The organism is Halomonas sp. (assembly GCF_033549285.1).
Lineage (GTDB): Bacteria > Pseudomonadota > Gammaproteobacteria > Pseudomonadales > Halomonadaceae > Halomonas.
Map to the genome: position 1 here is coordinate 16,728 of NZ_JAWSUJ010000016.1, position 23,609 is coordinate 40,336.

At 68.2% G+C, this 23,609-nt stretch carries 21 protein-coding genes; 5 read left to right on the forward strand and 16 right to left on the reverse strand.

The features are described 5' to 3' along the window. Positions 1 to 14 precede the first annotated feature (14 nt). The 3 genes from lysS to SCI24_RS05565 form a co-directional block, all read right to left on the reverse strand. A complete protein-coding gene (gene lysS / locus SCI24_RS05555) occupies positions 15 to 1,565 on the reverse strand; it encodes a lysine--tRNA ligase (RefSeq protein ID WP_318724436.1) in 1,551 nt (516 codons plus the stop codon). A 97-nt stretch (positions 1,566 to 1,662) separates the two neighbouring features. Beyond that, positions 1,663 to 2,761, reverse strand: a protein-coding gene (gene prfB / locus SCI24_RS05560; RefSeq protein ID WP_412929105.1) for a peptide chain release factor 2 whose coding sequence is annotated in 2 segments (ribosomal slippage) — positions 1,663 to 2,685 and positions 2,687 to 2,761 — 1,098 coding nt in all. Because the reading frame shifts where the segments join, the coding sequence is not laid out codon by codon here. 372 nt (positions 2,762 to 3,133) lie between these two features. Beyond that, positions 3,134 to 4,564: an OmpP1/FadL family transporter gene (locus SCI24_RS05565; protein ID WP_318724437.1), complete on the reverse strand. Its 1,431-nt coding sequence runs from the start codon at positions 4,562 to 4,564 to the stop codon at positions 3,134 to 3,136. Positions 4,565 to 4,759: 195 nt separating this feature from the next. Here SCI24_RS05565 and SCI24_RS05570 point away from each other — a divergent pair, with 195 nt between their 5' ends. From SCI24_RS05570 to SCI24_RS05580, 3 genes are read left to right on the forward strand one after another with little or no spacing between them, the layout of a single operon-like run. Beyond that, positions 4,760 to 5,203, forward strand: coding sequence for a MerR family transcriptional regulator (locus SCI24_RS05570; protein ID WP_318724438.1), 444 nt, complete (start codon positions 4,760 to 4,762; stop codon positions 5,201 to 5,203). Then, complete coding sequence (locus SCI24_RS05575) at positions 5,200 to 8,073, forward strand: heavy metal translocating P-type ATPase (protein WP_412929108.1); 2,874 nt, start codon at positions 5,200 to 5,202, stop codon at positions 8,071 to 8,073. The genes SCI24_RS05570 and SCI24_RS05575 overlap by 4 nt, the downstream gene beginning before the upstream one ends. A gap of 41 nt (positions 8,074 to 8,114) precedes the next feature. Next, a complete protein-coding gene (locus SCI24_RS05580; protein WP_318724439.1) occupies positions 8,115 to 8,534 on the forward strand; it encodes a VOC family protein in 420 nt (139 codons plus the stop codon). 123 nt (positions 8,535 to 8,657) lie between these two features. Here the strand turns inward: SCI24_RS05580 and SCI24_RS05585 are convergent, their stop codons facing one another. The 11 genes from SCI24_RS05585 to ffh form a co-directional block, all read right to left on the reverse strand. Beyond that, on the reverse strand, positions 8,658 to 9,275 hold the full coding sequence (locus SCI24_RS05585) for a YitT family protein (protein ID WP_318724440.1): 618 nt from the start codon (positions 9,273 to 9,275) through the stop codon (positions 8,658 to 8,660). A 10-nt stretch (positions 9,276 to 9,285) separates the two neighbouring features. Continuing rightward, positions 9,286 to 11,088 carry a single-stranded-DNA-specific exonuclease RecJ gene (locus SCI24_RS05590; protein ID WP_318724441.1) on the reverse strand — a complete coding sequence of 601 codons (1,803 nt, stop codon included), beginning with the start codon at positions 11,086 to 11,088 and terminating at the stop codon, positions 9,286 to 9,288. 197 nt (positions 11,089 to 11,285) lie between these two features. Further along, positions 11,286 to 12,674 (reverse strand): threonine synthase, encoded by a 1,389-nt coding sequence (gene thrC / locus SCI24_RS05595; RefSeq protein ID WP_318724442.1) that lies wholly within the window; start codon positions 12,672 to 12,674, stop codon positions 11,286 to 11,288. 225 nt (positions 12,675 to 12,899) lie between these two features. Beyond that, positions 12,900 to 14,216, reverse strand: a complete 1,317-nt coding sequence (locus SCI24_RS05600) for a homoserine dehydrogenase (protein ID WP_282734120.1) — start codon at positions 14,214 to 14,216, stop codon at positions 12,900 to 12,902. 85 nt (positions 14,217 to 14,301) lie between these two features. After that, entirely contained in the window at positions 14,302 to 15,042 is a 741-nt protein-coding gene (locus SCI24_RS05605; RefSeq protein ID WP_318724443.1) for a DsbC family protein, read from the reverse strand. 3 nt (positions 15,043 to 15,045) lie between these two features. Then, positions 15,046 to 15,936 carry a site-specific tyrosine recombinase XerD gene (gene xerD, locus SCI24_RS05610; protein WP_318724444.1) on the reverse strand — a complete coding sequence of 297 codons (891 nt, stop codon included), beginning with the start codon at positions 15,934 to 15,936 and terminating at the stop codon, positions 15,046 to 15,048. A 131-nt stretch (positions 15,937 to 16,067) separates the two neighbouring features. After that, on the reverse strand, positions 16,068 to 16,424 hold the full coding sequence (gene rplS / locus SCI24_RS05615; protein WP_318724445.1) for a 50S ribosomal protein L19: 357 nt from the start codon (positions 16,422 to 16,424) through the stop codon (positions 16,068 to 16,070). 160 nt (positions 16,425 to 16,584) lie between these two features. Beyond that, entirely contained in the window at positions 16,585 to 17,346 is a 762-nt protein-coding gene (gene trmD, locus SCI24_RS05620) for a tRNA (guanosine(37)-N1)-methyltransferase TrmD (RefSeq protein WP_318724462.1), read from the reverse strand. A 53-nt stretch (positions 17,347 to 17,399) separates the two neighbouring features. After that, on the reverse strand, positions 17,400 to 17,948 hold the full coding sequence (gene rimM, locus SCI24_RS05625) for a ribosome maturation factor RimM (protein WP_318724446.1): 549 nt from the start codon (positions 17,946 to 17,948) through the stop codon (positions 17,400 to 17,402). Between the two features lie 40 nt (positions 17,949 to 17,988). After that, entirely contained in the window at positions 17,989 to 18,237 is a 249-nt protein-coding gene (gene rpsP, locus SCI24_RS05630; protein ID WP_133637530.1) for a 30S ribosomal protein S16, read from the reverse strand. A gap of 228 nt (positions 18,238 to 18,465) precedes the next feature. Further along, the gene (gene ffh, locus SCI24_RS05635) at positions 18,466 to 19,875 is read right to left on the reverse strand and encodes a signal recognition particle protein (RefSeq protein ID WP_318724447.1); all 1,410 of its coding nucleotides are present in this window, start codon (positions 19,873 to 19,875) and stop codon (positions 18,466 to 18,468) included. Positions 19,876 to 20,100: 225 nt separating this feature from the next. On the opposite strand from ffh, the gene SCI24_RS05640 reads away from it, so the two are divergent. Next, complete coding sequence (locus tag SCI24_RS05640; protein ID WP_318724449.1) at positions 20,101 to 20,901, forward strand: inner membrane protein YpjD; 801 nt, start codon at positions 20,101 to 20,103, stop codon at positions 20,899 to 20,901. A 76-nt stretch (positions 20,902 to 20,977) separates the two neighbouring features. Then, positions 20,978 to 22,261, forward strand: a complete 1,284-nt coding sequence (locus SCI24_RS05645) for an HlyC/CorC family transporter (protein WP_318724450.1) — start codon at positions 20,978 to 20,980, stop codon at positions 22,259 to 22,261. A 3-nt stretch (positions 22,262 to 22,264) separates the two neighbouring features. Here SCI24_RS05645 and SCI24_RS05650 read toward each other — a convergent pair whose 3' ends face one another. After that, positions 22,265 to 22,969, reverse strand: coding sequence for a 1-acyl-sn-glycerol-3-phosphate acyltransferase (locus SCI24_RS05650; protein WP_318724451.1), 705 nt, complete (start codon positions 22,967 to 22,969; stop codon positions 22,265 to 22,267). Then, positions 22,969 to 23,586, reverse strand: a complete 618-nt coding sequence (locus tag SCI24_RS05655) for a TetR/AcrR family transcriptional regulator (protein WP_106231350.1) — start codon at positions 23,584 to 23,586, stop codon at positions 22,969 to 22,971. Before SCI24_RS05655 ends, SCI24_RS05650 begins: the two co-directional genes overlap by 1 nt. Between the last annotated feature and the right edge of the window lie 23 nt (positions 23,587 to 23,609).

A 23,609-nucleotide genomic window follows, 5' to 3' on the forward strand; every position in this document is an offset into this window, starting at 1 on the left:
ACTTCCGGCCCCGATCACTCCACCTCGGGGCGCATGGCCGGAAAGAGCAGCACGTCACGGATGGAGGCGCTGTCGGTGAACAGCATCACCAGGCGGTCGATGCCGATGCCCTCGCCGGCGGTGGGCGGCAGGCCGACCTCCAGCGCCCGCACGTAATCGGCGTCGAAGTACATCGCCTCCAGGTCGCCGGCCTCCTTCTCCGCAGCCTGGGCGCGGAAGCGCTCGGCCTGGTCCTCGGCGTCGTTGAGCTCCGAGAAGCCGTTGGCGATCTCGCGGCCGCCGACGAAGAACTCGAAGCGCTCGGTGACGAAGGGGTTGGCGTCCTTGCGACGCGCCAGCGGGCTCACCTCGGTGGGGTACTCGGTGATGAAGGTGGGCTGCTGCAGGCGGTGCTCCACGGTCTTCTCGAAGATCTCGATCTGGACCTTGCCCAGTCCCCAGCCGTCCTTGACGTCGATGTCCAGGCGCTCGGCGATCTGGCGCGCGGCGGCCTCGTCGGCCAGGGCCTCGGCATGGATCTCCGGGTTGAACTCGAGGATGGCATCGAACACCGTGATGCGCCGCAGCGGCTGGCCGAAGTCGTACTCGAAGGTCTCCAGCACCTCGCCCTCGCCGTTGCGCACGGTATTCACCACTGTGGTGGTGCCCAGCACCCTGCGGGTCACGCTGCGCAGCATCTCCTCGGTGAGGTCCATCAGGTCGTTGTGGTCCGCGTGGGCCTGATAGAACTCGATCATGGTGAACTCGGGGTTGTGGCGGGTGGAGAGCCCCTCGTTGCGGAAGTTGCGGTTGATCTCGAAGACCCGCTCGAAGCCGCCCACCACCAGGCGCTTGAGGTAGAGCTCCGGCGCGATGCGCAGATACATGTCGATGTCCAGCGCGTTGTGGTGGGTGACGAAGGGGCGTGCCGTGGCGCCGCCGGGGATCGGCTGCAGCATGGGGGTCTCCACCTCCATGAAGCCGCGATCCTCGAAGAAGCGGCGCATGGCGCTGATCACCCCGGCGCGGGTCTCGAACACCTTGCGCGAGTCGGGGTTCATGATCAGGTCGACGTAGCGCTGGCGGTAGCGCGCCTCCATGTCGGTGAGCCCATGGAACTTGTCAGGCAGCGGGCGCAGGCTCTTTGTCAGCAGCTTGGCTTCCACCATCATCACGTAGAGGTCGCCCTTGCCCGACTTGTGCACCGGCCCCCGGGCCGCCACGATGTCGCCGATGTCCCAGCCCTTGACGTCCTCCAGCACCTCGGCCGGCAGCCCCTTCTTGTCGACATAGAGCTGGATCGTCCCGGACGGGTCCTGGATGACGATGAAGGGCCCGCGCTTGCGCATGATCCGCCCGGACACGGCGGCACGGCGGTCCAGGGCCTCCAGGTCGGCCTTCTCCCGCTCGCCGAGCTCGTCGGCCAGCTCGGCCGCCAGGCTGTCGCGACGGAAATCGTTGGGGAAGGCGCTCTCGCCGGTCTCGGCGGCACGCGCGCGGCGCGCCGCCAGCTTGGCACGCCGCTCGGCGATCAGGCGGTTCTCGTCGTTCTGCGGGCTATCCGCTGAGGGGCTCTCATTGGCCATATCACTACCTGTCATCAAGTTGGGCTGGGGCGGGAAAACGGCGACGGGGGAAGGCGCCGCCACGGCGGGGCCCATTGCCCCGCCATGAGCGGCAGGGCTAGAGGCCCTGCTTGAGGCTGGCGACGATGAACTGGTCCAGATCGCCGTCCAGCACCTTGTCGCAGCTGCTGGACTGCACGCCGGTGCGCAGGTCCTTGATGCGCTGGTCATCCAGCACATAGGAGCGGATCTGGCTGCCCCAGCCGATATCGGCCTTGGAGTCCTCGGCCTCCTGCTTGGCCGCGGTCCGCTTCTGCATCTCGAGTTCCCACAGCTTCGCCTTGAGCTGCTTCATGGCGAAGTCGCGGTTGGCGTGCTGGCTGCGCTGGCTCTGGCAGGCCACCACGATGCCGGTGGGCTCGTGGGTGATGCGCACCGCCGAGTCGGTGGTATTGACGTGCTGCCCACCGGCCCCGCTGGAGCGGTAGGTATCGGTGCGCAGGTCCGAGGGATTGATCTCGACCTCGAAGCTGTCATCGATCTCGGGCGACAGGAACACCGAGGCGAACGAGGTATGCCGACGGCCGCCGGAGTCGAAGGGGCTCTTGCGTACCAGGCGGTGCACGCCGGTCTCGGTGCGCAGCCAGCCGAAGGCGTACTCCCCCTGGATGTGCACGGTGGCCGACTTGATGCCCGCCACCTCGCCGGCGGAGACCTCTATGATCTCGGCCTTGAAGCCGTGGTGCTCGGCCCACCGCAGGTACATGCGCAGCAGCATGTTGGCCCAGTCCTGGGCCTCGGTGCCGCCGGAGCCGGCCTGGATGTCGAGATAGGCGTTGTTCTCGTCCATCTCGCCGGAGAACATGCGCCGGAACTCGAGCTTCTCGAGGCTGGCCTGCAGCCCCTCGAGCTCCTTCTGGACCTCGGCGACGGTGCCCTCGTCCTCCTCCATCTCGGCGAGCTCGAGCAGGTCGCGGCTGTCGCCGAGGCCCTGGTCGAGCTCATCGATGGTGGCCACGATCGCCTCCAGCGTCGCCCGCTCCTTGCCGAGCTTCTGGGCATTGTCCGGATCGCTCCAGACGTCCGGGTCCTCGAGTTCGCGGGTGACTTCCTCTAGCCGATCCTTCTTTTCGGCATAGTCAAAGATACCCCCTCAGGACGTCTGTCCGCTCAGACAGGTCCTTGATCAGGTGGTGAATCGGGTTGGTTTCCAGCATGGGGCTCATCCGAGTCTGCGATGGAACGATGGCCGCCTGGGCGCGGGTTCGACACCAGGGCCCCGACGGCACGGAAAAGGCGCCTATTGTAGCGAAAGTGCCGCCGCGCCGCATCCATCCCCCGCGCCGACGGCAGGCGTATCGCAGTTAGCCCAGGCGAGAGGCGCCGGGGACAGGTCGAAGGGGAGGTCCTATGCCAGGGAAGGCATCGGTAGCGCCCAGGGAGGGGTTCACAGCGCCTCCCCGAAGTCCTGTCGCCGGAACAGCCTCGAGCGTTACTTCAATCTGCGAAAGTCCTGATGCCGGCGGGAGCCCATGACGACAAGACCCGGCCGAAGCCGGGTCTCGAGGTCGGGCGCGTGCAAGGGAGGATCAGAAGCGATAGTCCACCGAGAGGGCGAAGACGTCGGCCTCCACCTCGTAGGTGCCGTTCAGGCTACCCTTGGTCGCGTTCTCTTCCTCACTGCCGTCCTGATCGATATCGCCATCGTCGGCGAAGACATGCATGTAGCCGGCGGTGATGCCGAGCTCGGGCGTGGGCATCCAGGTGGCGCCGAGGGTGGCCCACTGGCGATCGGCATCCGGCACCCGCGGGGTGCGGAACTCGGCGCTCGGCACCGGGCTCTCGTCGATGCCCAGGCCGGCACGCAGCAACCACTGCGGGGTCAGCGCATAATTGGCGCCCACCGAGAAGGCCCAGGTATCGTCCCAGTTCTCGGTCGTGGAGCTGTCAGGAGTATTGTCTTCGAACTCGACCGTCAGTTCGTCGAAGCTGCTCCACTCGGTCCACTCGGCATTGGCCATCACCGCCAGCCGATCGGTCAGCTGGTGATAGATCCCCAGATTCAGGTTGGCCGGCGTGGTCAGATCGGCGGCACCGCCACCGTTCGTCAAGGTATTACCAGCCTGAGCACCTGCAAGCACTTGCTGCCCGACGGGATCGTCTGAGCTGAAGCGAGCATCACCCTCCAATGTCAGATCGATCTCGGAGCGATAGCTCGCGCCAAGACGCGTCTTATCGGTGACCTGAAAGAGAGCGCCCAGCGTATAACCATACCCCCAATCGTCCCCAGTGACCTCGGCCATGCCATCGGCATTGCCAATTAATGCTTGATTGCCAGAACGTCCTCCGAGATCAATCGCATTGGACAGAGTGGCATCAGCATATTGCGCCCGCAGGCCCACCGCCAGATTGAGGCGCTCGGTGGCCCGGTAGTTAAGCGTCGGCTGGAAGTCGATAGTGGTCAGTTCGGTCTCGATGGCATGGTAGCGACCGATCCAGTCCTTGTCGTACTCGGTGGAGAGCCCGTAGGGCGCATAGATGGCAAGGCCCAGGTCGAACTGCTCGTTGAGCTGCGTCTTGGCGGCGAAACTCGGCACCACGGCCGTTTCACCACCCTCCCGAGAGCCACCTCTATCGTAGGTGAGGCTGGGGGGGGCTCCAGTAGGGAAGGCTTCCGCGTCCTGAAGTTCGAAATTGGCATCGATATAGGCCACCCCGCCGACGACCTGGTTGCCGTCGATATTGCCGATGGCGGCCGGGTTGTAGGCCATGAAGCTGGCGTCCTCGGCCCCCGCGGCGGCGTTGGAGAGGGCGTTGGCCAATGTCTTGGCGCTCTGCTCGCGGACCTGGAAGCCGGAGGCGGAGACCTGGCTGGCGATCAGGGCCGTGGAGGCGATGGCCACGGCGAGGGAGAGCTTGTTGAACTTGTTATGCATGGGCTCGACATCCTTTCGGGTAATAATGCTGGGTGCTTGTCGTGGAACGTTCTGGCGTACCCGCAGTGTTTGCGAATCCTCCACCCGGGATCAAGTACAAACGGCCGTTTGAAAACAAAAAATGCTAATACTTTGGTCGCACGATCGTTGTATCCCCTGAACTTTCATTGACTTAGGTAACTCATGCTCCCCGTGCCAGCCAGGTCTCCATCACCCCTTGACCTATGGGTAACCCAAGGGTTTTACACTTGCCGCATGACATCGCCGAGAGACCCCGCCATGAAGGTCAGCGAACTGGCACGGCTGGCCGGCGTCACCGCCGAGACCGTGCGCCACTACACTCGCGAGGGGCTGCTGCATCCCGAGCGCCATCCCAAGAACGGCTACCAGCTGTTCGGTCAGGGCGACCTGGACCGGCTGCGCTTCATCCAGCGGGCCCGGACCCTGGGCTTCGGCGTGGCCGAGATCCGCGACATCCTCGACCATGCCGACCATGGCGACTCGCCCTGCCCCATGGTGCGCGACCTGCTGGCCAGCCGGCTGCCACAGATCCGTGAACGGATCCGCGAGCTGCAATCCCTGGCCTCGCGCATGGAGCAGGCCCTGGCCGCCTGGGAGGAGATGCCCGACGGCACCCCCGACGGCCACAGCCTCTGCCGCCTGATCGAGAGCTTTCCCGAACCGCTCACTGCCGGCCACGAGACCGGCGAGGAGACCCGATGAACGCCAGACAGACCCTGGAACGCCAGGTCCCCGGCATGAACTGCCAGGGCTGCGTGGCCACCATGCGCCGGGCCATCCAGGCCCGGGACGCGCAGGCCGAGGTCACCGGCACCCCGCCCGAGAAGCGCCTCGAGGTCACCACCACCCTGGCCGATGATGCCCTGGACGAGACGCTGGCCGAGGCAGGTTACCCGGCCGCCGGACGGCGCCACCACGAGCGCAAGGTGCCGGGCATGAGCTGCCAGGGGTGCGTGGGCAGGATGCGCAGGGCGATCCAGGCCGAGGACCCTGAGGCCGAGGTGGTCGGCTTCCCCGACGAGAAGCGCCTGGCGGTGGAGACGGCCCTGGCGGGCGCCAGCCTGGACCGGCTGCTGGAAGCGGCCGGCTACCCGGCCGCCGGGTCCTCGGAGGCTGCCGAGCCAGCTCCCGAGCATGAACCCGAGCGACCATCCGCCGAGGAGGCGAGCGAACCGGTCACCCAGCGGGGCACGGACCCGAAGGCAGAGGAAACGGAGGCTCGCGCCACCACCCGCCGGCTGTCGATCAGCGGCATGACCTGCGCCAGCTGCGTGAAGAGCGTCCAGCAGGCCCTGGAGCGCACCCCCGGCGTGGTCGGCGCGGAGGTCAACTTCGGCACCCATACCGCCCAGGTACGCGGCAGCGCCGACCCGGATGACCTGGTCAAGGCCGTGGAGGACGTGGGCTACGGTGCCGAGCCCATCGTCGACATGCGCGAGGCCGAGCAGGCCCGCGCCGAGCGCGACGAGCGGGAGTACCGTCGCCGCCTGAAGGGGAGCGCCTGGTCGCTGGCCCTGGCCGTGCCGCTGATGGCCAGCATGTTCGTCTTCCACCCCCACCCCGTGGGGGCCGGGCGGCTCTACTGGCTGGTGATCGGCCTGCTGACGCTGGCGGTAATGGTGTTCCCGGGCCGCCACTTCTTTGTCAATGCCTGGAAGAACTTCCGCCACCACCAGGCCAACATGGATACCCTGATCGCCATGGGCACCGGCACCGCCTGGCTCTACTCCATGGCGGTGGTGGCCGTCGGGCCCTGGCTGCCCGAGGTGGCGCGGGGGATCTACTTCGAGGCCTCGGCGATGATCATCGGCCTGGTGCTGCTGGGCAATGCCCTGGAGCTGCGGGCGCGGGGCAGGACCAGCGATGCCCTCAAGCGGCTGCTCGACCTGCAGAGCCGTACCGCGCGGGTGATCCGCGACGGCGAGGAGCGCGAGGTCGAGATCGACGAGGTGCGCGAGGGTGACCATATCCGCGTGCGCCCCGGCGAGCGCCTGCCGGTGGACGGCGAGGTGACCGAGGGACAGAGCCATATCGACGAGTCCATGCTCACCGGCGAACCCCTGCCGGTGGGCAAGGGCGAGGGTGACGAGGTGAGCGCCGGCACGGTCAACGGCAAGGGCTCGCTGGTCTATCGTGCAACGCGCGTCGGTGCTGACACCCGCCTGGGCCAGATCACCGAACAGGTGGCCAGCGCCCAGAACTCCCGCCCGCCCATCGGCCAGCTGGCCGATAAGGTGTCGAGCGTCTTCGTGCCCTCGGTGATGATCATCGCCGTGATCACCGCCCTGGCCTGGTTCAACTTCGGTGCCGAGCCACGGGTGATCCATATGCTGGTCACCGCTACCACGGTGCTGATCATCGCCTGCCCCTGCGCCCTGGGCCTGGCCACGCCGATCTCGACCATGATCGGCGTGGGCAAGGCGGCCGAGCATGGCGTGCTGGTGAGAAGCGGCGATGCCCTGCAGACCGCCAGCAGGCTCACCACCCTGGTGGTGGACAAGACCGGCACCCTGACCGAGGGCAAGCCCGAGGTGACGGAATCGAAGGTGCTCGAGGGCGACGCGCGGGGCATGCTGGGCCTGGTGGCGGCCCTGGAGCGCGGCTCGGAGCACCCCCTCGCCGCCGCCCTGATGACCCATTCGGAAGAGCGGCAGGCCGAGCCCGGCGAGATCCGGGACTTCGACACCGTCACCGGCGGCGGGGTCAAGGCGACCACCGTCGACGGCAGGGCGCTGCTGCTGGGCAATGCCCGCCTGCTGGAGGAAGCCGGCATCGACCTGTCCAGCGGCCGCGACATTGCCGCCGAACTGGAGGAGAAGGCGCGCACCGTGGTCTACCTGGCGGTGGATGGCCGCCTGGCCGCGCTGTTCGGCATCAGCGACCCGCTGCGCCATGACACCATCGCCGCCGTGAAGCGCCTGCAGGCCGATGGCCTCAAGGTGGTGATGCTCACCGGCGACAATGCCCACACCGCCGCCGCCATCGCGCGGGAAGTGGGCATCGACGACTTCCGCGCCGGCCTGCTGCCCGAGGACAAGCACGCCGAGATCGAGCGCCTTCAGGCCGAGGGCGAGGTCGTGGGCATGGTGGGCGATGGCATCAACGACGCCCCGGCACTCGCCCGGGCCGACGTGGGCTTCGCCATCGGCCAGGGCACCGACGTGGCCATCGAGAGCGCCGGCATCACCCTGGTGCGCGGCTCGCTGCACGGCGTGGCCGCCGCCATCGAGATCAGCCGGGCCACCCTGCGCAACATCAAGCAGAACCTGGTGGGCGCCTTCGGCTACAACACCCTGGGCATTCCCATCGCCGCCGGGGTGCTCTACCCCCTCACCGGCACCCTGCTCTCGCCGATGATCGCCGGGGCCGCCATGTCGCTCTCCTCGATCACCGTGGTCAGCAACGCCAACCGGCTGCGCCTGTTCCGTGCCCGGGGCGACACCGATGCCGGCAAGGAAACCTCACCCCCCCCGGGAAACGAAGGAGGCCCTGTCATGAGCTGGATCGTCAATCTCGCCGGCCTGGCGCTGATCGCCCTGATCGCCTGGTGGTTCTGGGGGAGCCAACGCTGATCCTTGCTAGGCTTAGGGGGACAGTGGAAACGGAGGTAGCCATGTCCAGGCTCAACGGCGTACTGGAGACCGCGCTCTACGTGGAGGACATGGCCCGGGCGCGGACCTTCTTCGAGGGCGTGATGGGGCTCTCGCCCTTCAACGCCGACCATCGCTTCACCGCCTATGACGCCGGCGCCGGCTCGGTGCTGCTGCTCTTCCTGCACGGCGAGACGCTGGAGACCGTGGTGCTGCCGGACGAGATGGGCACGATCCCGCCACACGACGGCAGCGGCCGGGTACACCTCGCCTTCGCCATCGCCGCCCGCGAGCTCGCGGCCTGGGAGGGGCAGCTCGAGGATCACGGCATCGCCATCGAGGGGCGCACCCACTGGCCACGAGGAGGAGAGAGTCTCTATTTCCGTGACCCCGACGGTCACCTGCTGGAGCTGGCCACGCCCGGGGTCTGGCCCAACTATTGAGACCAGTGCGCGTGATATCGCGCTCGTGGGAGAGTCTGCCTCTCTATTCGACCGTGACCCCGGCGGTCACCTGCTGGAGCTGGCCTCGCCCGGGGTCTGGCCCTACTACTGAGTCACCATGCCTCAGCTGACGCCCATGTAGCGCCCCGGCTTGTGGTTCAGCGCGATGATCAGGTTGAGCGCCACCGCCCCCACCACCGAGAGGCCCACCCGCTCAATCGGCAGCACCAGCAGGGCGACCAGCATGATCAGCGCATCGATGCCCATCTGGACGTACCCCGCCCGCCAGCCGTAGCGGTCCTGCAGGAAGAGCGCGAGGATGTTGATGCCGCCGAGGCTTGTGCGGTGACGAAACAGCACCAGCATGCCGATGCCGATCAGGCTGCCGCCCATCAGGGCCGCGTAGAGCGGCTGAAGCCACTCGATGCGGATCCAGCCGGCGGTCAGTTCCGAGAACACCGAGACCAGGCCGATGGCCACGAAGGTGCGCAGCGTGAACGACCAGCCCATGCGACGTACGGCCAGCCAGTAAAACGGCAGGTTGACCAGGAAGAACCCGATGCCGAAGCGCCAGCCGGTGGCGTACTGCAGCAGGAAGGCCAGGCCCGCGGTACTGCCGGTGAGCAGCATTGCCTGGGTATAGAAGCTGACGCCGAGGGCGACGAAGAGCGTGCCGACCAGCATCGCCATCACGTCCTCATGGACGCGATGGGGGTCGGTGGGCAGTTCCTGGGGATCCATCTCTCTTTCCTTATAGTGGCTCGGCGTGCTCGATCATCAGCTGCAAACTCTCGCACCCCCGCCAGCGGTTGCGATTGAGCTTGAAGGCACAGCGCAGGCGGTCGCCGACGCCGAAGGCCGGCACCTCACCGGGGGTCAGGGCGCGGAACCAGATCGCCTTCAGGCTCGAGGCCCCGGCGGAGAGCTCGAGCATCAGGTGGCTGCCATCGGCGCCCACCGTGCGCAGCGCCTCGACCAGGAACTCGCCCTGGAACAGCGGGGCATCGAACTCCCGGCCATAGGGCCCCAGCCGCTCGAGCTCGTCCAGGGTGGCGAGGCCGAGCTGATGGGGCGCCAGCTCGCCGTCGGTGAAGATTCGTGGGCAGAGCTCGGTATCGCCCAGCTGCTCGCCCACCGCCTGGAGGAACGCGGTCTTGAAGGCATCCAGCCGCTCGACGGGCACGCCGACCCCGGCGGCGCCGCGGTGGCCACCGAAGCGCGGCAGCGCCTCGGGCGCCAGTTCGAAGGTCCGCTGCAGGGCGTCACGCAGGTGCAGCCCCTCGATGGAGCGCCCGGAGCCGGTGAGCATGCCGGGGGCCGCCGCCGGCGTCAGCACCAGCGACGGTCGGCCGAAGGCCTGCACCAGCCGCGAGGCAACGATGCCCTGCACGCCGGGATGCCCCGACGCCAGGAAGACGACGATGGCGGGCTCGTCGGTCGTCAGGGCCGGCAGTGCCAGGGCCTTGGCCTCCTCGGCCATCTCGGCCTCGATCGCCTTGCGCGACTGGTTATCTTGATCCAGCGTCGCCAGGTGCCGCGCCGCCGTGGCGTCATCCGCCGCGAGCATGAAGTGCAGCGCCGCATAGGGATCGTCGAGCCGCGAACGGGCATTGATCCGTGGCCCCATCTGGAAGGCCAGGGTCTCGGCATCGAAGGGCACGCTGTCGGCCCCCAGGCGCGCCGCCATGGCGCGCCAGCAGGCGGCCTCCATGCGGTTGATCAGCGCCAGGCCGTGGGTCACCACGGCGCGGTTGGCGGCGCTGCCGCCCAGGGAGACGCAGTCGGCCACCGTGCCCAGCGCCACGTAGGAGAGCCACGGCGAAAGCTTGGGCGTGGCCTCGGGCAGTACGCCCCACTCGATCAGTACCTGCCGAGCCAGCGACATCGTAAGCCAGGCCACCATGCAGCCGGCGATGGTCGGGTCGGGATAGGCGCAGTCGTCACGGGTGGGATTGACCACGGCGTAGGCCGAGGCCGGCGGTCCCTCCACCGGCAGGGCGTGGTGGTCGCTGACCACCACCTCGATGCCGGCGTCCCGGAGTCGGGCGATGCGCGGCTCGTCGGAGCTGCCGCAGTCGGCGGTGATCACCAGGCTCGGCCGCGGCGAGAGCGCCAGGGTGCGCTCCACCAGCGGCAGGCTGATGCCGTAGCCGTCATGGATGCGGTGGCCGATCAGGCTGTGCAGGCGGGCCTCGGGCACCCCGAAGAGCTCGACCAGGGTCCGCCGGATCACCACGTGGGAGGTGATGCCGTCCACGTCGTAGTCGGTGAGGATGCCGATATGCTCGCCATCCACCACCGCCTGGGCGATGCGCTCGGCCGCACGCCGTGCGTCGGCGAGCTTCTCGGGATGGGCCAGGTGGCGCAGGCTGGGCGAGACCAGCGGCGCCAGTTCACCCTGGTAACCGGCAAGCCGCCCCGCCAGCACCCGGGCCTGAAGCTCGGTCAGGCCCTCTTCGCGGGCACGGGCATAGAGCGCCTCATCGCGGGGCCTGGGCTGGATGCGGGGGCGCAAGCGCGCCTGCAGATCGAAGGGATCGGTGACGGCGTCCAAGCCATGCTCCTGCAAGTAAGAGACACGAAGAAGAGAGATGGGAGACAGATACCCGCTCGGGGCTGATCCGGCGACAGGCCTGCGAGGAGGCGCTGTGAACCCCTCCCTGGGCGCTACCGACGCCATCCCTGGCGTAGGACCTCCTCTTCGGCCTGCCCCCGGCGCCCCTCGCTAGTGATGGCGCTGCGGCATGCACTTCAGCGCCGGTTCTCGGCCACGAACTGCTGCACGGCGGCAAGCTCCGCGGGCAGCACGGTGTAGCGCTCCTCGCGCTCCAGCAGGTCGTCCATGTGCGGCGGCAGCGGCACGCCCGGGAAACCGGCCTTGACCACCGCCTCGGCGAACTTGGCCGGGTGGGCCGTGGCCAGGGTGATCACCGGGGTCGCGGCATCGGCACGCGCCTGCTCGGCGGCACGGTAGCCGGTGGCGGTGTGCGGGTCGAGGATCTCCTGGGTGCGGTGATGCGCCTCGCGGATCACCTCCAGGATGGTGGCATCACTCACGCTGTGGCTGGCGAAGGACTCGCGCAGCCTGGCCAGCGGCGCCTCGGCCAGCGCCGAGGGCTCGCTCTGGAAGCGCTCGAGCAGGGCCTTCACCGCCGCCCCGTCGCGCTCGTAGGCCTCGAACAGCAGCCGCTCGAAGTTGGAGGAGACCACGATGTCCATGGAGGGCGCCAGGGTGGCGACCAGTTCCTGCTTGGAGAAGTCGTTGTCGGCCAGGGTGCGGTGCAGGATGTCGTTGGCGTTGGTGGCGATGATGAACTGCTTCACCGGCAGCCCCATGCGCTTGGCCATGTAGCCGGCGAAGACATTGCCGAAGTTGGCCGAGGGCACGCAGAAGCTCACCGCCCGGTGGGGGGCCCCCAGCGCCACGGCCGAGGCGACATAGTAGACGATCTGGGCCATGATGCGCGCCCAGTTGATGGAGTTCACCGCCACCAGCCGGGTGCCGTCGAGGAAGCCCTGATCGGCGAAGCTCGCCTTGACCATGGCCTGGGCGTCATCGAAGTTGCCCTCGATGGCGACATTGAAGACGTTGTCGGCCAGCACCGTGGTCATCTGGCGGCGCTGCACCTCCGAGACCCGCTGGTGGGGATGGAGGATGAAGATGTCCAGGTTGTCGCAGTGGCGGCAGCCCTCGATGGCCGCCGAGCCGGTATCGCCGGAGGTCGCCCCCATGATCACCGCCCGCTCGCCGCGCTTCTGCAGGAAGTGGTCGAGGATGCGGCCAAGCAGCTGCAGCGCCACGTCCTTGAAGGCCAGCGTCGGACCGTGGAACAGCTCGAGCAGGAAGTGGTTGGCATCGAGCTGGTTGAGCGGCACCACGGCGTCGTGGCTGAAGGTGGCATAGGCCTCCTCGACGATGCCCCGGAAGGTCGCGTCGTCGATCTCGCCGTTGACGTAGGGCTTCATGACCCGGAAGGCGATCTCGGCATAGGAGAGCCCGGCCATGGCCGCCAGGTCATCATGGGAAAGCGTCGGGATCTCCTCCGGCACATAGAGGCCGCCGTCGCTGGCCATGCCGGTGAGCACGACCTCCTCGAAGGAGAGCGCGGGCGCCTGCCCGCGAGTACTGATATAGCGCATCATTCTGTTCCTTTGCTCGCTCGGAGCTGATCCGGCAACAAGTCTTCGAGGAGGCGCTGTGAACCCATCCCTGGGCGCTACCGATGCCATCCCTGGCATAGGACCTCCTCTTCAACTTGTTCCCGGCGCTCCTCGCTGAAGACCGCGACAGCCAGCTTGCAGCTGGTCGACATCCGTCGACTTTTTCTTCCAGCTTTCGGCTTACCGCTCAGGGCGTAGCCCGGCTCATTCCTGCTCGTCCAGCGACTCGACGCGAATCCGCGTCACCGGGCCGGCGATGTCGGCCAGCGACTCGATCAGGCGGATCGCCTCGTTCATCTGCTTCTCGCGGGTGCGATGGGTCAGCAGGATGATCGGCACCAGCTCGCCCTCGGTGGCCTCCTTCTGGATCAGCGCCTCGATCGAGATCCCCTGCTCGGAGAGGATCGTCGCCACCCGTGCCAGTACGCCGGGGCGGTCCACCGCCAGCAGCCTCAGGTAGTAGGCGGTGATGATGTCCTCCATGGGCATGATCGGCAGGTCACACTCCGGCTCGCCGATGCCGCTGAAGGCCAGGTAGGGCACCCGGTAGTGGTGGTCGGTGGCGATATCGCGGGCCACGTCCAGCAGGTCGGCGACCACCGCGGAGGCGGTGGGCTCGGCGCCGGCACCGGCCCCGTAGTAGAGGGTCGGCCCCACGGCATCGCCCATGATGGCGATGGCGTTCTTGACGCCATGGACGCTTGCCAGCAGGCGCTCCTTGGGAATCAGGGTCGGGTGCACGCGCAGCTCGAGGCCCGCCTCGGTGCGCTTGGAGATGCCCAGGTGCTTGATGATGTAGCCCAGGTTGTCGGCCTGCTCCACGTCGTCGGCGGTGATGCGCGAGATACCCTCGGTGTAGGCCTTGTCGAACTGAAGCGGCACGCCGTAGGCGATGGAGGCGAGGATGGTCAGCTTGTGGGCGGCATCGATGCCCTCGACGTCGAAGGTCGGATCGGACTCGGCATAGCCCAGCGCCTGGGCCTCGGCGAGCACGTCCTCGAAGGCCCGCCCCTCGTCGCGCATGTGGGTCAGGATGTAGTTGCCGGTGCCGTTGATGATGCCGGCCACCCACTCGATGCGGTTGGCCCCCAGGCCCTCGCGCAGCGACTTGATCACCGGGATGCCGCCGGCCACCGCGGCCTCGAAGGCCACGATCACGCCCTTCTCGTGGGCGGCCCGGAAGATCTCGTTGCCGTGCACGGCGATCAGCGCCTTGTTGGCGGTGACCACGTGCTTGCCGTGCTCGATGGCGGTGAGCACCAGCTCGCGGGCCACGTCGTAGCCGCCGATCAGCTCGACCAGCACGTCGATGTCGGGGTTGGTGGCCACCTCGAAGACGTCGGAGGTGGTCCGGATGCCGGTGGTGTCACAGTCGGGATTGAGGCTGCGGAAGGCGACCTGCTCGATGACGATCGGACGCCCCGCCCGCCGGGCGATGTCGTCGGCATTGCGCGTCAGCACGTTGAAGGTTCCGCCACCGACGGTCCCCAGGCCACAGATTCCCACTCTCACCGGTTTCAATGTCATTCCCCTCGTTCTGGCGTGTGTCTCAGCGTGGATCGGGCCCGTCCGGGCCCGCCGTGCCGACGTTCGTCGACGTCGGTCATCACTCGTTCAGGCCGAGCATGGCGGCCAGGCGCTCCGCCGGCACGTAGCCGGGTACCAGGCGGCCGTCGGGCAGCACGATCGCCGGCGTGCCCTGGACGCCGAGCTCCATGCCCAGATGATACTGTTCCTCGACCGGATTGTCGCAGTCGGCGGCACCCGACAGCGCTTCCTCGCGCTTGGCCGCGGACATCGCCTCGGCCGGGTTGTCGGCGCACCACACCTGCTGCAGCTCCCTGCCCCCCGGCGAGCCCAGGCCGCTGCGCGGGAAGGCCAGGTAGTGCACCTCGATGCCCAGCTCGTTGAGGCGCGGCACCTCCTCATGGAGCTTCCGGCAGTAGGGGCAGGTGGTATCGGTGAAGACCATGAGCGTGGCACGAGGGTCGCCGGGGCCACGGAAGACCACCCGCTCGCTCTCCGGCACCGCGGCGAGGCGCCCGCTACGCTCGGCGTTGCGCCCCTGCTCGGTAAGGTTGACCAGGCCGTTTTCGCCGTTCTCGTAGAGGTCGCCGACCAGGAAGTGGCTGCCCTCGGCGTTGCTGTAGAAGGTCTCGCCACTCTCCAGCCGGACCTCGAAGAAGCCCTCCAGCGGTGTCTCGCGCACGCGCTCCACTGGCATGGACTGGCCGTTGACCGTCAGGGTCTCGGCCAGCTGTTCGGCCGGGTCGGCCTGGGCGACGGGCAGCAGGGCCAGGGAGGCGGCGAGCAGTCCGCCGCCGAGGGTAAGGGTCGATCGTCTCATGAGTCAGCCTCGAGGATGATGGTCGGCATGCAGGGCTTCCAGTCGCACCTGCGCCACATGGGTATAGATCTGCGTGGTCGAAAGGTCGCTGTGACCGAGCAGCAGTTGTACGACACGCAGGTTGGCCCCATGATTCAACAGATGGGTGGCGAAGGCGTGGCGCAGGGTATGCGGCGACAGCGGCCGGTCGATGCCGGCGGTACGCGCATGGGCCTTGATGCGGTGCCAGAAGGCCTGACGCGTCAGGCAGCGGTCGCCGCGCCCGGGAAACAGCGCCGGCCGGGTGATGTCGACCATCAGCGCGCCGCGGGCCCCACGCAGGTAGCGCGACAGCCACGCCACGGCCTCCTCGCCCAGTGGCACCAGGCGGTCCTTGTCACCCTTGCCCCGCACCCGGACCACCCCCTGGCGCAGGTTGACCGCATCGGTGGTCAGCCCGACCAGCTCGCTGACACGCAGCCCGGCCCCGTAGAGCACCTCGAGCATTGCCCGGTCACGCAGCCCCAGGTCGGTGGCGAGGTCCGGGGCCTCAAGCAGGCGCTCCACCTCGGCCTCCTCCAGGGTGTCGGGGAGCGAGGGGCGCACCCGGGGCAGTCGAACCTCTGCCAGCGGATCGTGGTCGACGAGCCCCTCGGCCAGCGCCCAGCGGTAGAACCCGCGCAGGCTGGAGAGCAGCCGGGCGTTGCTGCGCAGGCTGTAACCGGCCTCGCGACGCTCGTCGAGCCAGGCCGGCAGCTCCCCGCCGGCCGGGGCCAGCAGCCGCTGGCCGACGCCCCCGAGGCGCGCCTGCCAGGCGCTCAGGTCGTGGCGATAGGCCGCCAGCGTATTGTCGCTCGCGCCCCGCTCCAGCCACAGGCCGTCGAGGAAGGCGTCGACCAGCGTATCCGCATCCATGGTGGTTTCCATACGGCTCCCGGAGATGCCCCAGCAGCACGAAACCCCGCCCCGCGGCAGCGGTGACGGGGTTTCGCAGAGGGTGCGGGGGCCTGGGGCCCCGGCACCACGGGCCGGCAGAGGCGTTCGCCTCAGGCCAGCTTTTCCTTGATGCGGGCAGACCGGCCGCTGCGCTCGCGGAGGTAGTACAGCTTGGCCTGGCGCACGTCACCGCGACGCTTGACCTCGATGGAGTCGACCAGCGGGCTGTAGGTCTGGAAGGTCCGCTCGACGCCGACACCGTGGGAGATCTTGCGCACGGTGAAGGCCGAGTTCAGGCCGCGGTTGCGCTTGCCGATGACCACGCCTTCGAAGGCCTGGAGACGCTCGCGGGTGCCTTCCTTGACCTTGACCTGGACGACCACGGTGTCGCCGGGGGCGAAGGCCGGGACTTCCTTGCTCATCTGCTCGCTCTCGAGCGCCTGGATCACCTTGTTCTTGCTGCTCATGACATTGACTCCTTGATAACCTGATCCGCCGGTCAGTTTGGGTTGCCGGCGAACCGTGATCCCGGCGCCCGAGTCGAGCTCGAGAGCGCGGGAATGCCGTTGGTGACACAGGTCCACCGGGCCCGTTGCGGGGCATGGCGTCCTGCACCTCCGCCCTGTCCTACCTCGTGGACAGCGCGTAGTCCTCGATGAACTCCTCGAGCAGCTCGCGCTGCTCGCCACTCAACGTCCTGCCTTCCAGCAGGTCGGGACGCCTGAGCCAGGTCCGCCCCAGGGACTGCTTGAGCCGCCAGCGCCGGATGGCGCCATGGTGGCCGCTGAGCAGGACCTCCGGCACCCGACGCCCGTCGACCTGCTCCGGGCGCGTGTAGTGCGGACAGTCCAGCAGTCCGTCGTTGAAGGAGTCCTCGACCGCGGAATCCTGATGGCCCAGCACCCCGGGCACCAGCCTTGCCGCAGCATCGATCAGCACCATGGCCGGCAGCTCGCCGCCGCTGAGCACATAGTCACCGATCGACCACTCCTCATCGATGTCGGCTTCCACCACCCGCTCATCGATGCCTTCATAGCGCCCCGCCACCACCACCAGGGGGGAACCGGACGCCAGCTCCTGCACGCCCCGCTGGTCCAGGCGACGTCCCTGGGGAGACAGGTAGATGACCTTCGCCCGTGTCCCGGTGGCCGCCTCGGCCCGCTCGCGGGCAGCGTGGATGGCCGCGCGCAGGGTGTCGACCTTCATCAGCATCCCCGGGCCACCGCCATAGGGGCGGTCGTCCACGGTGCGATGCCGATCGGTGGCGTAGTCCCGGGGGTTCCAGAACTCGAGCGCGATGCGCCCCTTCTCCACCGCCCTGCCCGTGACGCCGTGGCGAGTGATCGCCTCGAACATCTCGGGAAACAGCGAGACCACCCCGATCCACATGCTGGCTACCTGCTCGGGTGCCGCAGGGCCGGAGGCCATCGAACCCGCTTCCGTCAAAATTCCGGATCCCAGTCGACGGTCATCACGCCGGCCTCGAGGTCCACGTCCAGCACCACGTCGCCGGGCAGGTAGGGCAGCAGCCGCTCGCGGGCCTCGATGCCCTCGTCGACCTCTCCCTTGACCACCATGACGTCGTTGGCGCCGGTCTCGAACAGATAGGCGACCTGCCCCAGCGCCAGCCCCTCGCGGGTCACCACCCGGAGGCCTTCCAGCTGATACCAGTAGTAGTCATCGGCATCGAGCGCGGGCAGTTCCGCCTTGGGCAGCAGGATCTCGGCACCGGCCAGGGCCTCGGCCGCCTCGCGGCTGTCGACCCCCTCGAGCCGGGCCACCAGGCCCTTGCCCTGGCGACGTCCCTGGAGGACGCTCACCCGGGTCAGCGTCGTCCCCTGGCGCAGCACCCAGGACGCGTAGTCGAGGATGCCCTCCATGGGGCTGGTGTACGAGTACACCCTCAGCCAGCCCTTGATGCCGTAGGGGCTGGTCAGCGTGCCCAGTACCACATGATCGTCGGCGGGCTGCGCTTGCGCGTGTTCGCTCATCGACGGCCCCTGGACGGTTGCTGCCGGCAAGTCAGGCCCTTCAGGCCTGCTTGCGGGCTTCCTTGACCAGCTCGGCGACGCGGTCGGAGAGCTGGGCACCCTGGCTCTGCCAGTGGCTGATGCGCTCCAGGTCGACGCGCAGGCGCTCTTCCTGGCCACGAGCCACCGGGTTGAAGAAGCCCAGGCGCTCGATGAAGCGGCCGTCACGGGACTTGCGGGAATCGGTCACGGTGAGGTGGTAGAAGGGACGCTTCTTGGCGCCACCACGTGCCAGACGAATGGTAACCATGCGTTGATTATCCTTCGGTTGAAGTTGCGGATGTTTCGGCCGAGGTGCCGATACCCTGCTGGCCCTCGACGATCTGCTACGGGAAGCGGGCCGACGGCCCGGCTTCGGGTCATTCGGTCACGACGATGGCCGCGTCGATCGCGGTCCTGCCAGTGAAGACGCAACATTCTACGGAAAACCGCCCGACTTGGAAACCTTTTTGCGGGGAGCGCCCCGCCGCGGCCCGGCTCAGCGCCACGGCATGCCGCCGGGACCGCCCATGCCCCCCATGCCACCGGGACCGCCCGGGCCACCGCCACCCATCATGCCGGACATGCCGCGCATCATCTTCTGCATGCCGCCCTTCTTGCCCGCCTTCTTCATCATCTTCTGCATCTGCTTGTGCTGCTTGAGCAGGCGATTGAGGTCGGGCACCTGCAGGCCGGCACCGGCGGCGATGCGCCGCTTGCGGGAGCCGTTGATGATCTCGGGCTTGCGCCGCTCCTGGGGCGTCATGGAGTTGATCAGCGCCTCCAGCTTGCCCAGCTCCTTCTCGGGGCCGGGGCCCTGCGCCATCTCGGCCATCTGGCCCATGCCCGGCAGCTTGCCCATCAGGCCGCCCATGCCGCCCATCTTCTTGAGCTGCTGGAGCTGGTCGCGGAAGTCCTCGAGGTCGAAGCCCTGGCCCTTCTTGACCTTCCTGGCCAGCTGCTCGGCCTTCTTCTTGTCGACGGTGCGCTCGGCCTCCTCGATCAGCGACAGCACGTCGCCCATGCCGAGGATGCGCGAGGCCACGCGGTCCGGATGGAAGGGCTCGAGGGCATCGACCTTCTCGCCCACCCCCATGAACTTGATCGGCTTGCCGGTGATATGGCGCACCGAGAGGGCCGCACCGCCGCGGGCGTCGCCATCGGCCTTGGTGAGGATCACCCCGGTCAGCGGCAGCGCCTCGTGGAAGGCCTTGGCGGTGTTGGCGGCGTCCTGGCCGGTCATGGCATCGACGACGAACAGCGTCTCGTCGGGCACCACGGCCTTATGCAGCGCCTGGATCTCGGCCATCATCGCCTCGTCGATGGCCAGGCGGCCGGCGGTATCGACGATCACCACGTCATGGAACTGGATCCGGGCGTGCTTGATCGCCGCCTCGGCGATGTCGACGGGCTTCTGGTCGGAGCGGGACGGGAAGAAGTCGACCTCGACCTCCTTCGCCAGGGTCTCGAGCTGGTCGATGGCTGCCGGACGATAGACGTCGGCAGAGACCACCAGCACCTTCTTCTTCTCGCGCTCGCGCAGGTAGCGCGCCAGCTTGGCCACCGAGGTGGTCTTGCCCGCGCCCTGCAGGCCGGCCATCAGTACCACGGCCGGGGTACCCTTGAGGGTCAGCCCCTCGTTGGCCTCGCCCATGATCGCCTCGAGCTCCTGCTGGACGATCTTGACGAACTGCTGCCCCGGGGAGAGGCTCTGGGAGACCTCCTGCCCCACCGCACGCTCGCGCACGCGGTCGATGAACGCCTTGACCACCGGCAGGGCCACGTCGGCCTCGAGCAGCGCCCGGCGCACCTCGCGCAGGGTGTCCTTGACGTTGTCCTCGGTCAGGCGCGCCTGACCCTTGATCGACTTGAGCGTCTGCGACAGACGCTCGCTGAGATTCTGGAACATGGGCCTCTCCACTGACGATGGCCGGAGAGCCGACCCGGCACCGACCGGGGGCTCCCTGCAATGGTCGAAAATTATACGCCCTGTGGCCGCGAGTCTCCATGCATGGCGGGGATTCCCGCCTCGGCGAGGAACGCCGCCGCGCTGGGCGCGGCCGGGCGGATTCGGTATAGTGGCGGCTCCATTCCATCCCACCAGGCGCTGGCGAAGGCGCACGGACAGCGATCGATGCAGCCGCTATCACTTGCCGTCATGGCCTTCATCTTCTACCTCGGGGCCGCCTCCTGGCAGGGGCTGACCCTGGCCCGGCGGGTGCCCCCCCGCGCCATGCTGGTGCGCGTGCTGAGCCTGCTCGGCCTGCTCTGCCACCTGCCCCTGGCCGCCACCCTGCTGGCCCGGGGCGACTCCCTGCTGCCCGGGCTCTCTACCAGCGCGGTGCTGGCCAGCGGCCTGGCCGTGCTGGTGCTGCTGGTGGTCAGCCTCGTCAAGCCGGTCCTCAACGTCGCCACCGGGCTGCTGCCGCTGGCCGGCCTGACCCTGCTGCTGGCGGTCGGCCTGCCGAGCCCCGAGCGCGGGACCGGCATGACCCCGGGGATCGCCCTGCACGCCCTGAGCAGCGCGCTGGCCTTCGCGCTGCTGGCCATCGCCGCCATCCAGGCGGTGCTGCTCGGCGTCCAGAACCAGGCGCTGCGCCATCACCACATCCGCGGCGTGGTCCAGTCGCTGCCGCCGCTGACCACCATGGAACGGATCCTCTTCGAGCTGATCTGGGCCGGCATGATCCTGCTGACCCTGTCGATCGTCAGCGGCTTTTTGTTCATCGACAACATGTTCGCCCAGCACCTGGCCCACAAGTCGATCCTCTCGCTGGCGGCCTGGGTGATCTTCGCCACCCTGCTGTTCAGCCACCACCGGCTCGGCTGGCGAGGCATGCGGGCGGTCCGCTGGACCCTGGGAGGGTGCCTGGTGCTGCTGCTGGCCTACTTCGGCAGCAAGTTCGTGCTGGAGATCCTGCTCGACCGAAACTGACGCCGGCACGCGCCTTGACAGCGGATGACCGACCCCCTACAACTCGAGCCTGATACGCCGCTGAGGACCCTTCGACTTGAGTGACGACTTCCCGCTGGGACTGCTGTTCGGCCTGCTGTTCCTGCTCGTCTGTCTTTCCGCCTTCTTCTCCAGTTCCGAGACCGGGATGATGTCGATCAACCGCTATCGCCTGAGCCATCAGGCGAACAGCGGCGAGTCGCGCGCCCAGCGGGTGATGCGCCTGCTCGCCAGGCCGGACCGGCTGATCGGCGTGATCCTGATCGGCAACAACCTGGTCAACAACCTGGCGGCCGCCATCGCCACGGTGCTGGCCATCCACTTCTTCGGCGAGGTCACGGGCCCGGCCATCGCCCCCCTGGTGCTGACCATCGTGATCCTGATCTTCGCCGAGGTCACGCCCAAGACCTATGCCGCGGTCAAGCCCGAGCGCATCGCCTATCCTGCCTCGCTGGTGCTCGAGCCGCTGCTCAAGCTGCTCTACCCCCTGGTATGGCTGGTCAACGCCATCTCCAACGGCCTGCTGCGCCTGCTCGGGGTAAAGAACATCGACGGTGAAACCGACAACCTGACCCGCGACGAGCTGCGCACCGTGGTGCACGAGGCCGGCACCCTGATCCCGCGTCGCCACCAGGCGATGCTGCTGTCGATCCTCGACCTCGAGAACGTCACCGTGAACGACATCATGGTGCCGCGCCACGAGGTGATGGGCCTCGACCTGGACGACGACCTGGAGGAAATCCTGGCGCGCATCCGCACCAGCCAGCACACCCGGGTACCGGTCTACAAGGGCGACATCAACAACATCATCGGCATGCTCCACCTGCGCAACGCGGCGCGCTTCCTGTCCCGCGGCGAGGTGACCAAGGCCGCCATCGTCCAGGAGGCCCGCGAGCCCTACTTCATCCCCGAGTCCACCCCGCTGCACACCCAGCTGCTCAACTTCCAGAAGCAGAAGCGGCGCATCGGCATCGTGGTGGACGAGTACGGCGACGTGGAGGGACTGGTGACCCTGGAGGACATCCTCGAGGAGATCGTCGGCGAGTTCACCACCGACGTGGCAGGCCTGGACCAGGAGATCCACCTGCAGGACGACGGTAGCCACGTGATCGACGGCACCGCCAACATCCGCGACATCAACAAGGCGCTGGGCTGGCAGCTGCCCACGGACGGCCCCAAGACCCTCAACGGGGTGATCCTCGAGCACCTGGAGTCCTTCCCCGACGGGCCGGCCTGCCTGCAGATCGGCAACGTGCGCATGGAGATCCTCGAGGTCCGCGACAACCTGATCACCGCGGCACGCTGCTGGCAGCCGACTCGGCGCCCCGCCCGACGCGGCTGATGCCTACTTTCGCGCACTGTCGGCCCAGCCCTCGGCCTCGGCCTTGAGCGCACGTACCCGGGCCTCGACATTGCGCCGGCTCGCCTCGCCGGCCGGCAGGGGCTCACCGAAGAAGAGCGCCACCCGCGCCCGGAACCGGCGAGGCCGCTTGGTCAGCGCCTTGCCGCCATGGTGCGAGGTCCAGGAGCCCCAGAGGCCGGCCAGGCCAGCGGGCACCACCGGCACCGCATCCCGGGCCAGGATCAGCTCGAGGCCACGGCGGAAGGGGTGCACCTCGCCGTCCGGGGTCAGGCGCCCCTCGGGAAACACCATCACCACCTCGCCCTGGCGCAGCGCGCGACTGACCTCGACCAGCGCATGGCGCACGCTACCCGGGTCGCGACGGTCGGCATCCACGGGGATGGCCCCCACCAGGCGAAACAGCCAGTTGAGCCATGGCGACTCGTAGATCGGCTTGTCCATCAAAAAGCGCAGCGGCCGGGGGCTCGCCCCGCCAACCACCAGGGCATCCATGAAGCTGACATGGTTGCAGACGACGATGGCCGGGCCACGCAGGGGGATGTGGTCGAGGCCACGGAAGCGCAGCCGATAGACGAGGTGGACCAGCAGGAAGACCAGCCAGCGCAGGACGGGCCTGGGCGCGCTGGCCAGTCGCCAGCTTCCCGCTACCACCGCCAGGCCGGTCACCCCCCACAGCCAGGGGGTCATCACGTCACGCCGGGCGCGTGCCTGAGGCCCGCCAGGATGGTCGCGAGCAACTGGTCGAGCAGCTCGCCCACCTCCAGCGGCTCGCCCTGCCAGTACCCCAGGCGCTCGTTGAGCCCCAACTGGACCAGGCCGTGGACGCTGCCCCAGAGGGTGCGGCTCAGCCGCCGTGCCTCCAGGTCGTCCAGCGCCGGCTGGTACTCCTTGAGGGTCGCCTCCACGCGCAGGAAGAGGCCCTCGATCATCTCGTTCTGGCGCTGGTCCAGCTCGCCCTCCTGGGCCAGGGGATAGTCGAACAGCAGCTGCCAGCGATAGGCATCCTCGCGGGCGAACTGCCAGTAGGCCCTGGCCAGCGCCTTGAGCCGCTCCTCGGGCGCAATGTCGGCGAGCAGCGGCTCGATCACCCCGCGCAGGCGCGCCAGGGTCTCGATGTTGACGTGCTGCAGCAGGTTGCCGAAGCTGCCGTAGAGCTTGAGCAGGGTGCTCGGCGCACAGCCCACCTCCCGTGCGAGGGCACGCAGTGACAGCGTATGGGCCGGGTGCTCCTGCAGCCAGGCATCGCACGCGGCCATGACCTGGGCATGGAGTGCCTCGGGGGCATGCTGTCTGGGACGGGCCATCGGTTTCCTCGCAGGGATAGTGG

Bases quoted from the DNA above. Each gene is read 5' to 3' on its own strand.
- lysS (WP_318724436.1), bottom strand. From the start codon at position 1,565: ATGGCCAATGAGAGCCCCTCAGCGGATAGCCCGCAGAACGACGAGAAC.
- SCI24_RS05580 (WP_318724439.1), top strand. From the start codon at position 8,115: ATGTCCAGGCTCAACGGCGTACTGGAGACCGCGCTCTACGTGGAGGAC.
- trmD (WP_318724462.1), bottom strand. From the start codon at position 17,346: ATGTGGATCGGGGTGGTCTCGCTGTTTCCCGAGATGTTCGAGGCGATC.
- thrC (WP_318724442.1), bottom strand. From the start codon at position 12,674: ATGCGCTATATCAGTACTCGCGGGCAGGCGCCCGCGCTCTCCTTCGAG.
- rpsP (WP_133637530.1), bottom strand. From the start codon at position 18,237: ATGGTTACCATTCGTCTGGCACGTGGTGGCGCCAAGAAGCGTCCCTTC.
- rimM (WP_318724446.1), bottom strand. From the start codon at position 17,948: ATGAGCGAACACGCGCAAGCGCAGCCCGCCGACGATCATGTGGTACTG.
- SCI24_RS05655 (WP_106231350.1), bottom strand. From the start codon at position 23,586: ATGGCCCGTCCCAGACAGCATGCCCCCGAGGCACTCCATGCCCAGGTC.
- SCI24_RS05605 (WP_318724443.1), bottom strand. From the start codon at position 15,042: ATGAGACGATCGACCCTTACCCTCGGCGGCGGACTGCTCGCCGCCTCC.
- xerD (WP_318724444.1), bottom strand. From the start codon at position 15,936: ATGGATGCGGATACGCTGGTCGACGCCTTCCTCGACGGCCTGTGGCTG.
- SCI24_RS05585 (WP_318724440.1), bottom strand. From the start codon at position 9,275: ATGGATCCCCAGGAACTGCCCACCGACCCCCATCGCGTCCATGAGGAC.
- rplS (WP_318724445.1), bottom strand. From the start codon at position 16,424: ATGAGCAGCAAGAACAAGGTGATCCAGGCGCTCGAGAGCGAGCAGATG.
- SCI24_RS05575 (WP_412929108.1), top strand. From the start codon at position 5,200: ATGAACGCCAGACAGACCCTGGAACGCCAGGTCCCCGGCATGAACTGC.
- SCI24_RS05570 (WP_318724438.1), top strand. From the start codon at position 4,760: ATGAAGGTCAGCGAACTGGCACGGCTGGCCGGCGTCACCGCCGAGACC.
- SCI24_RS05650 (WP_318724451.1), bottom strand. From the start codon at position 22,969: ATGACCCCCTGGCTGTGGGGGGTGACCGGCCTGGCGGTGGTAGCGGGA.
- SCI24_RS05640 (WP_318724449.1), top strand. From the start codon at position 20,101: ATGCAGCCGCTATCACTTGCCGTCATGGCCTTCATCTTCTACCTCGGG.
- ffh (WP_318724447.1), bottom strand. From the start codon at position 19,875: ATGTTCCAGAATCTCAGCGAGCGTCTGTCGCAGACGCTCAAGTCGATC.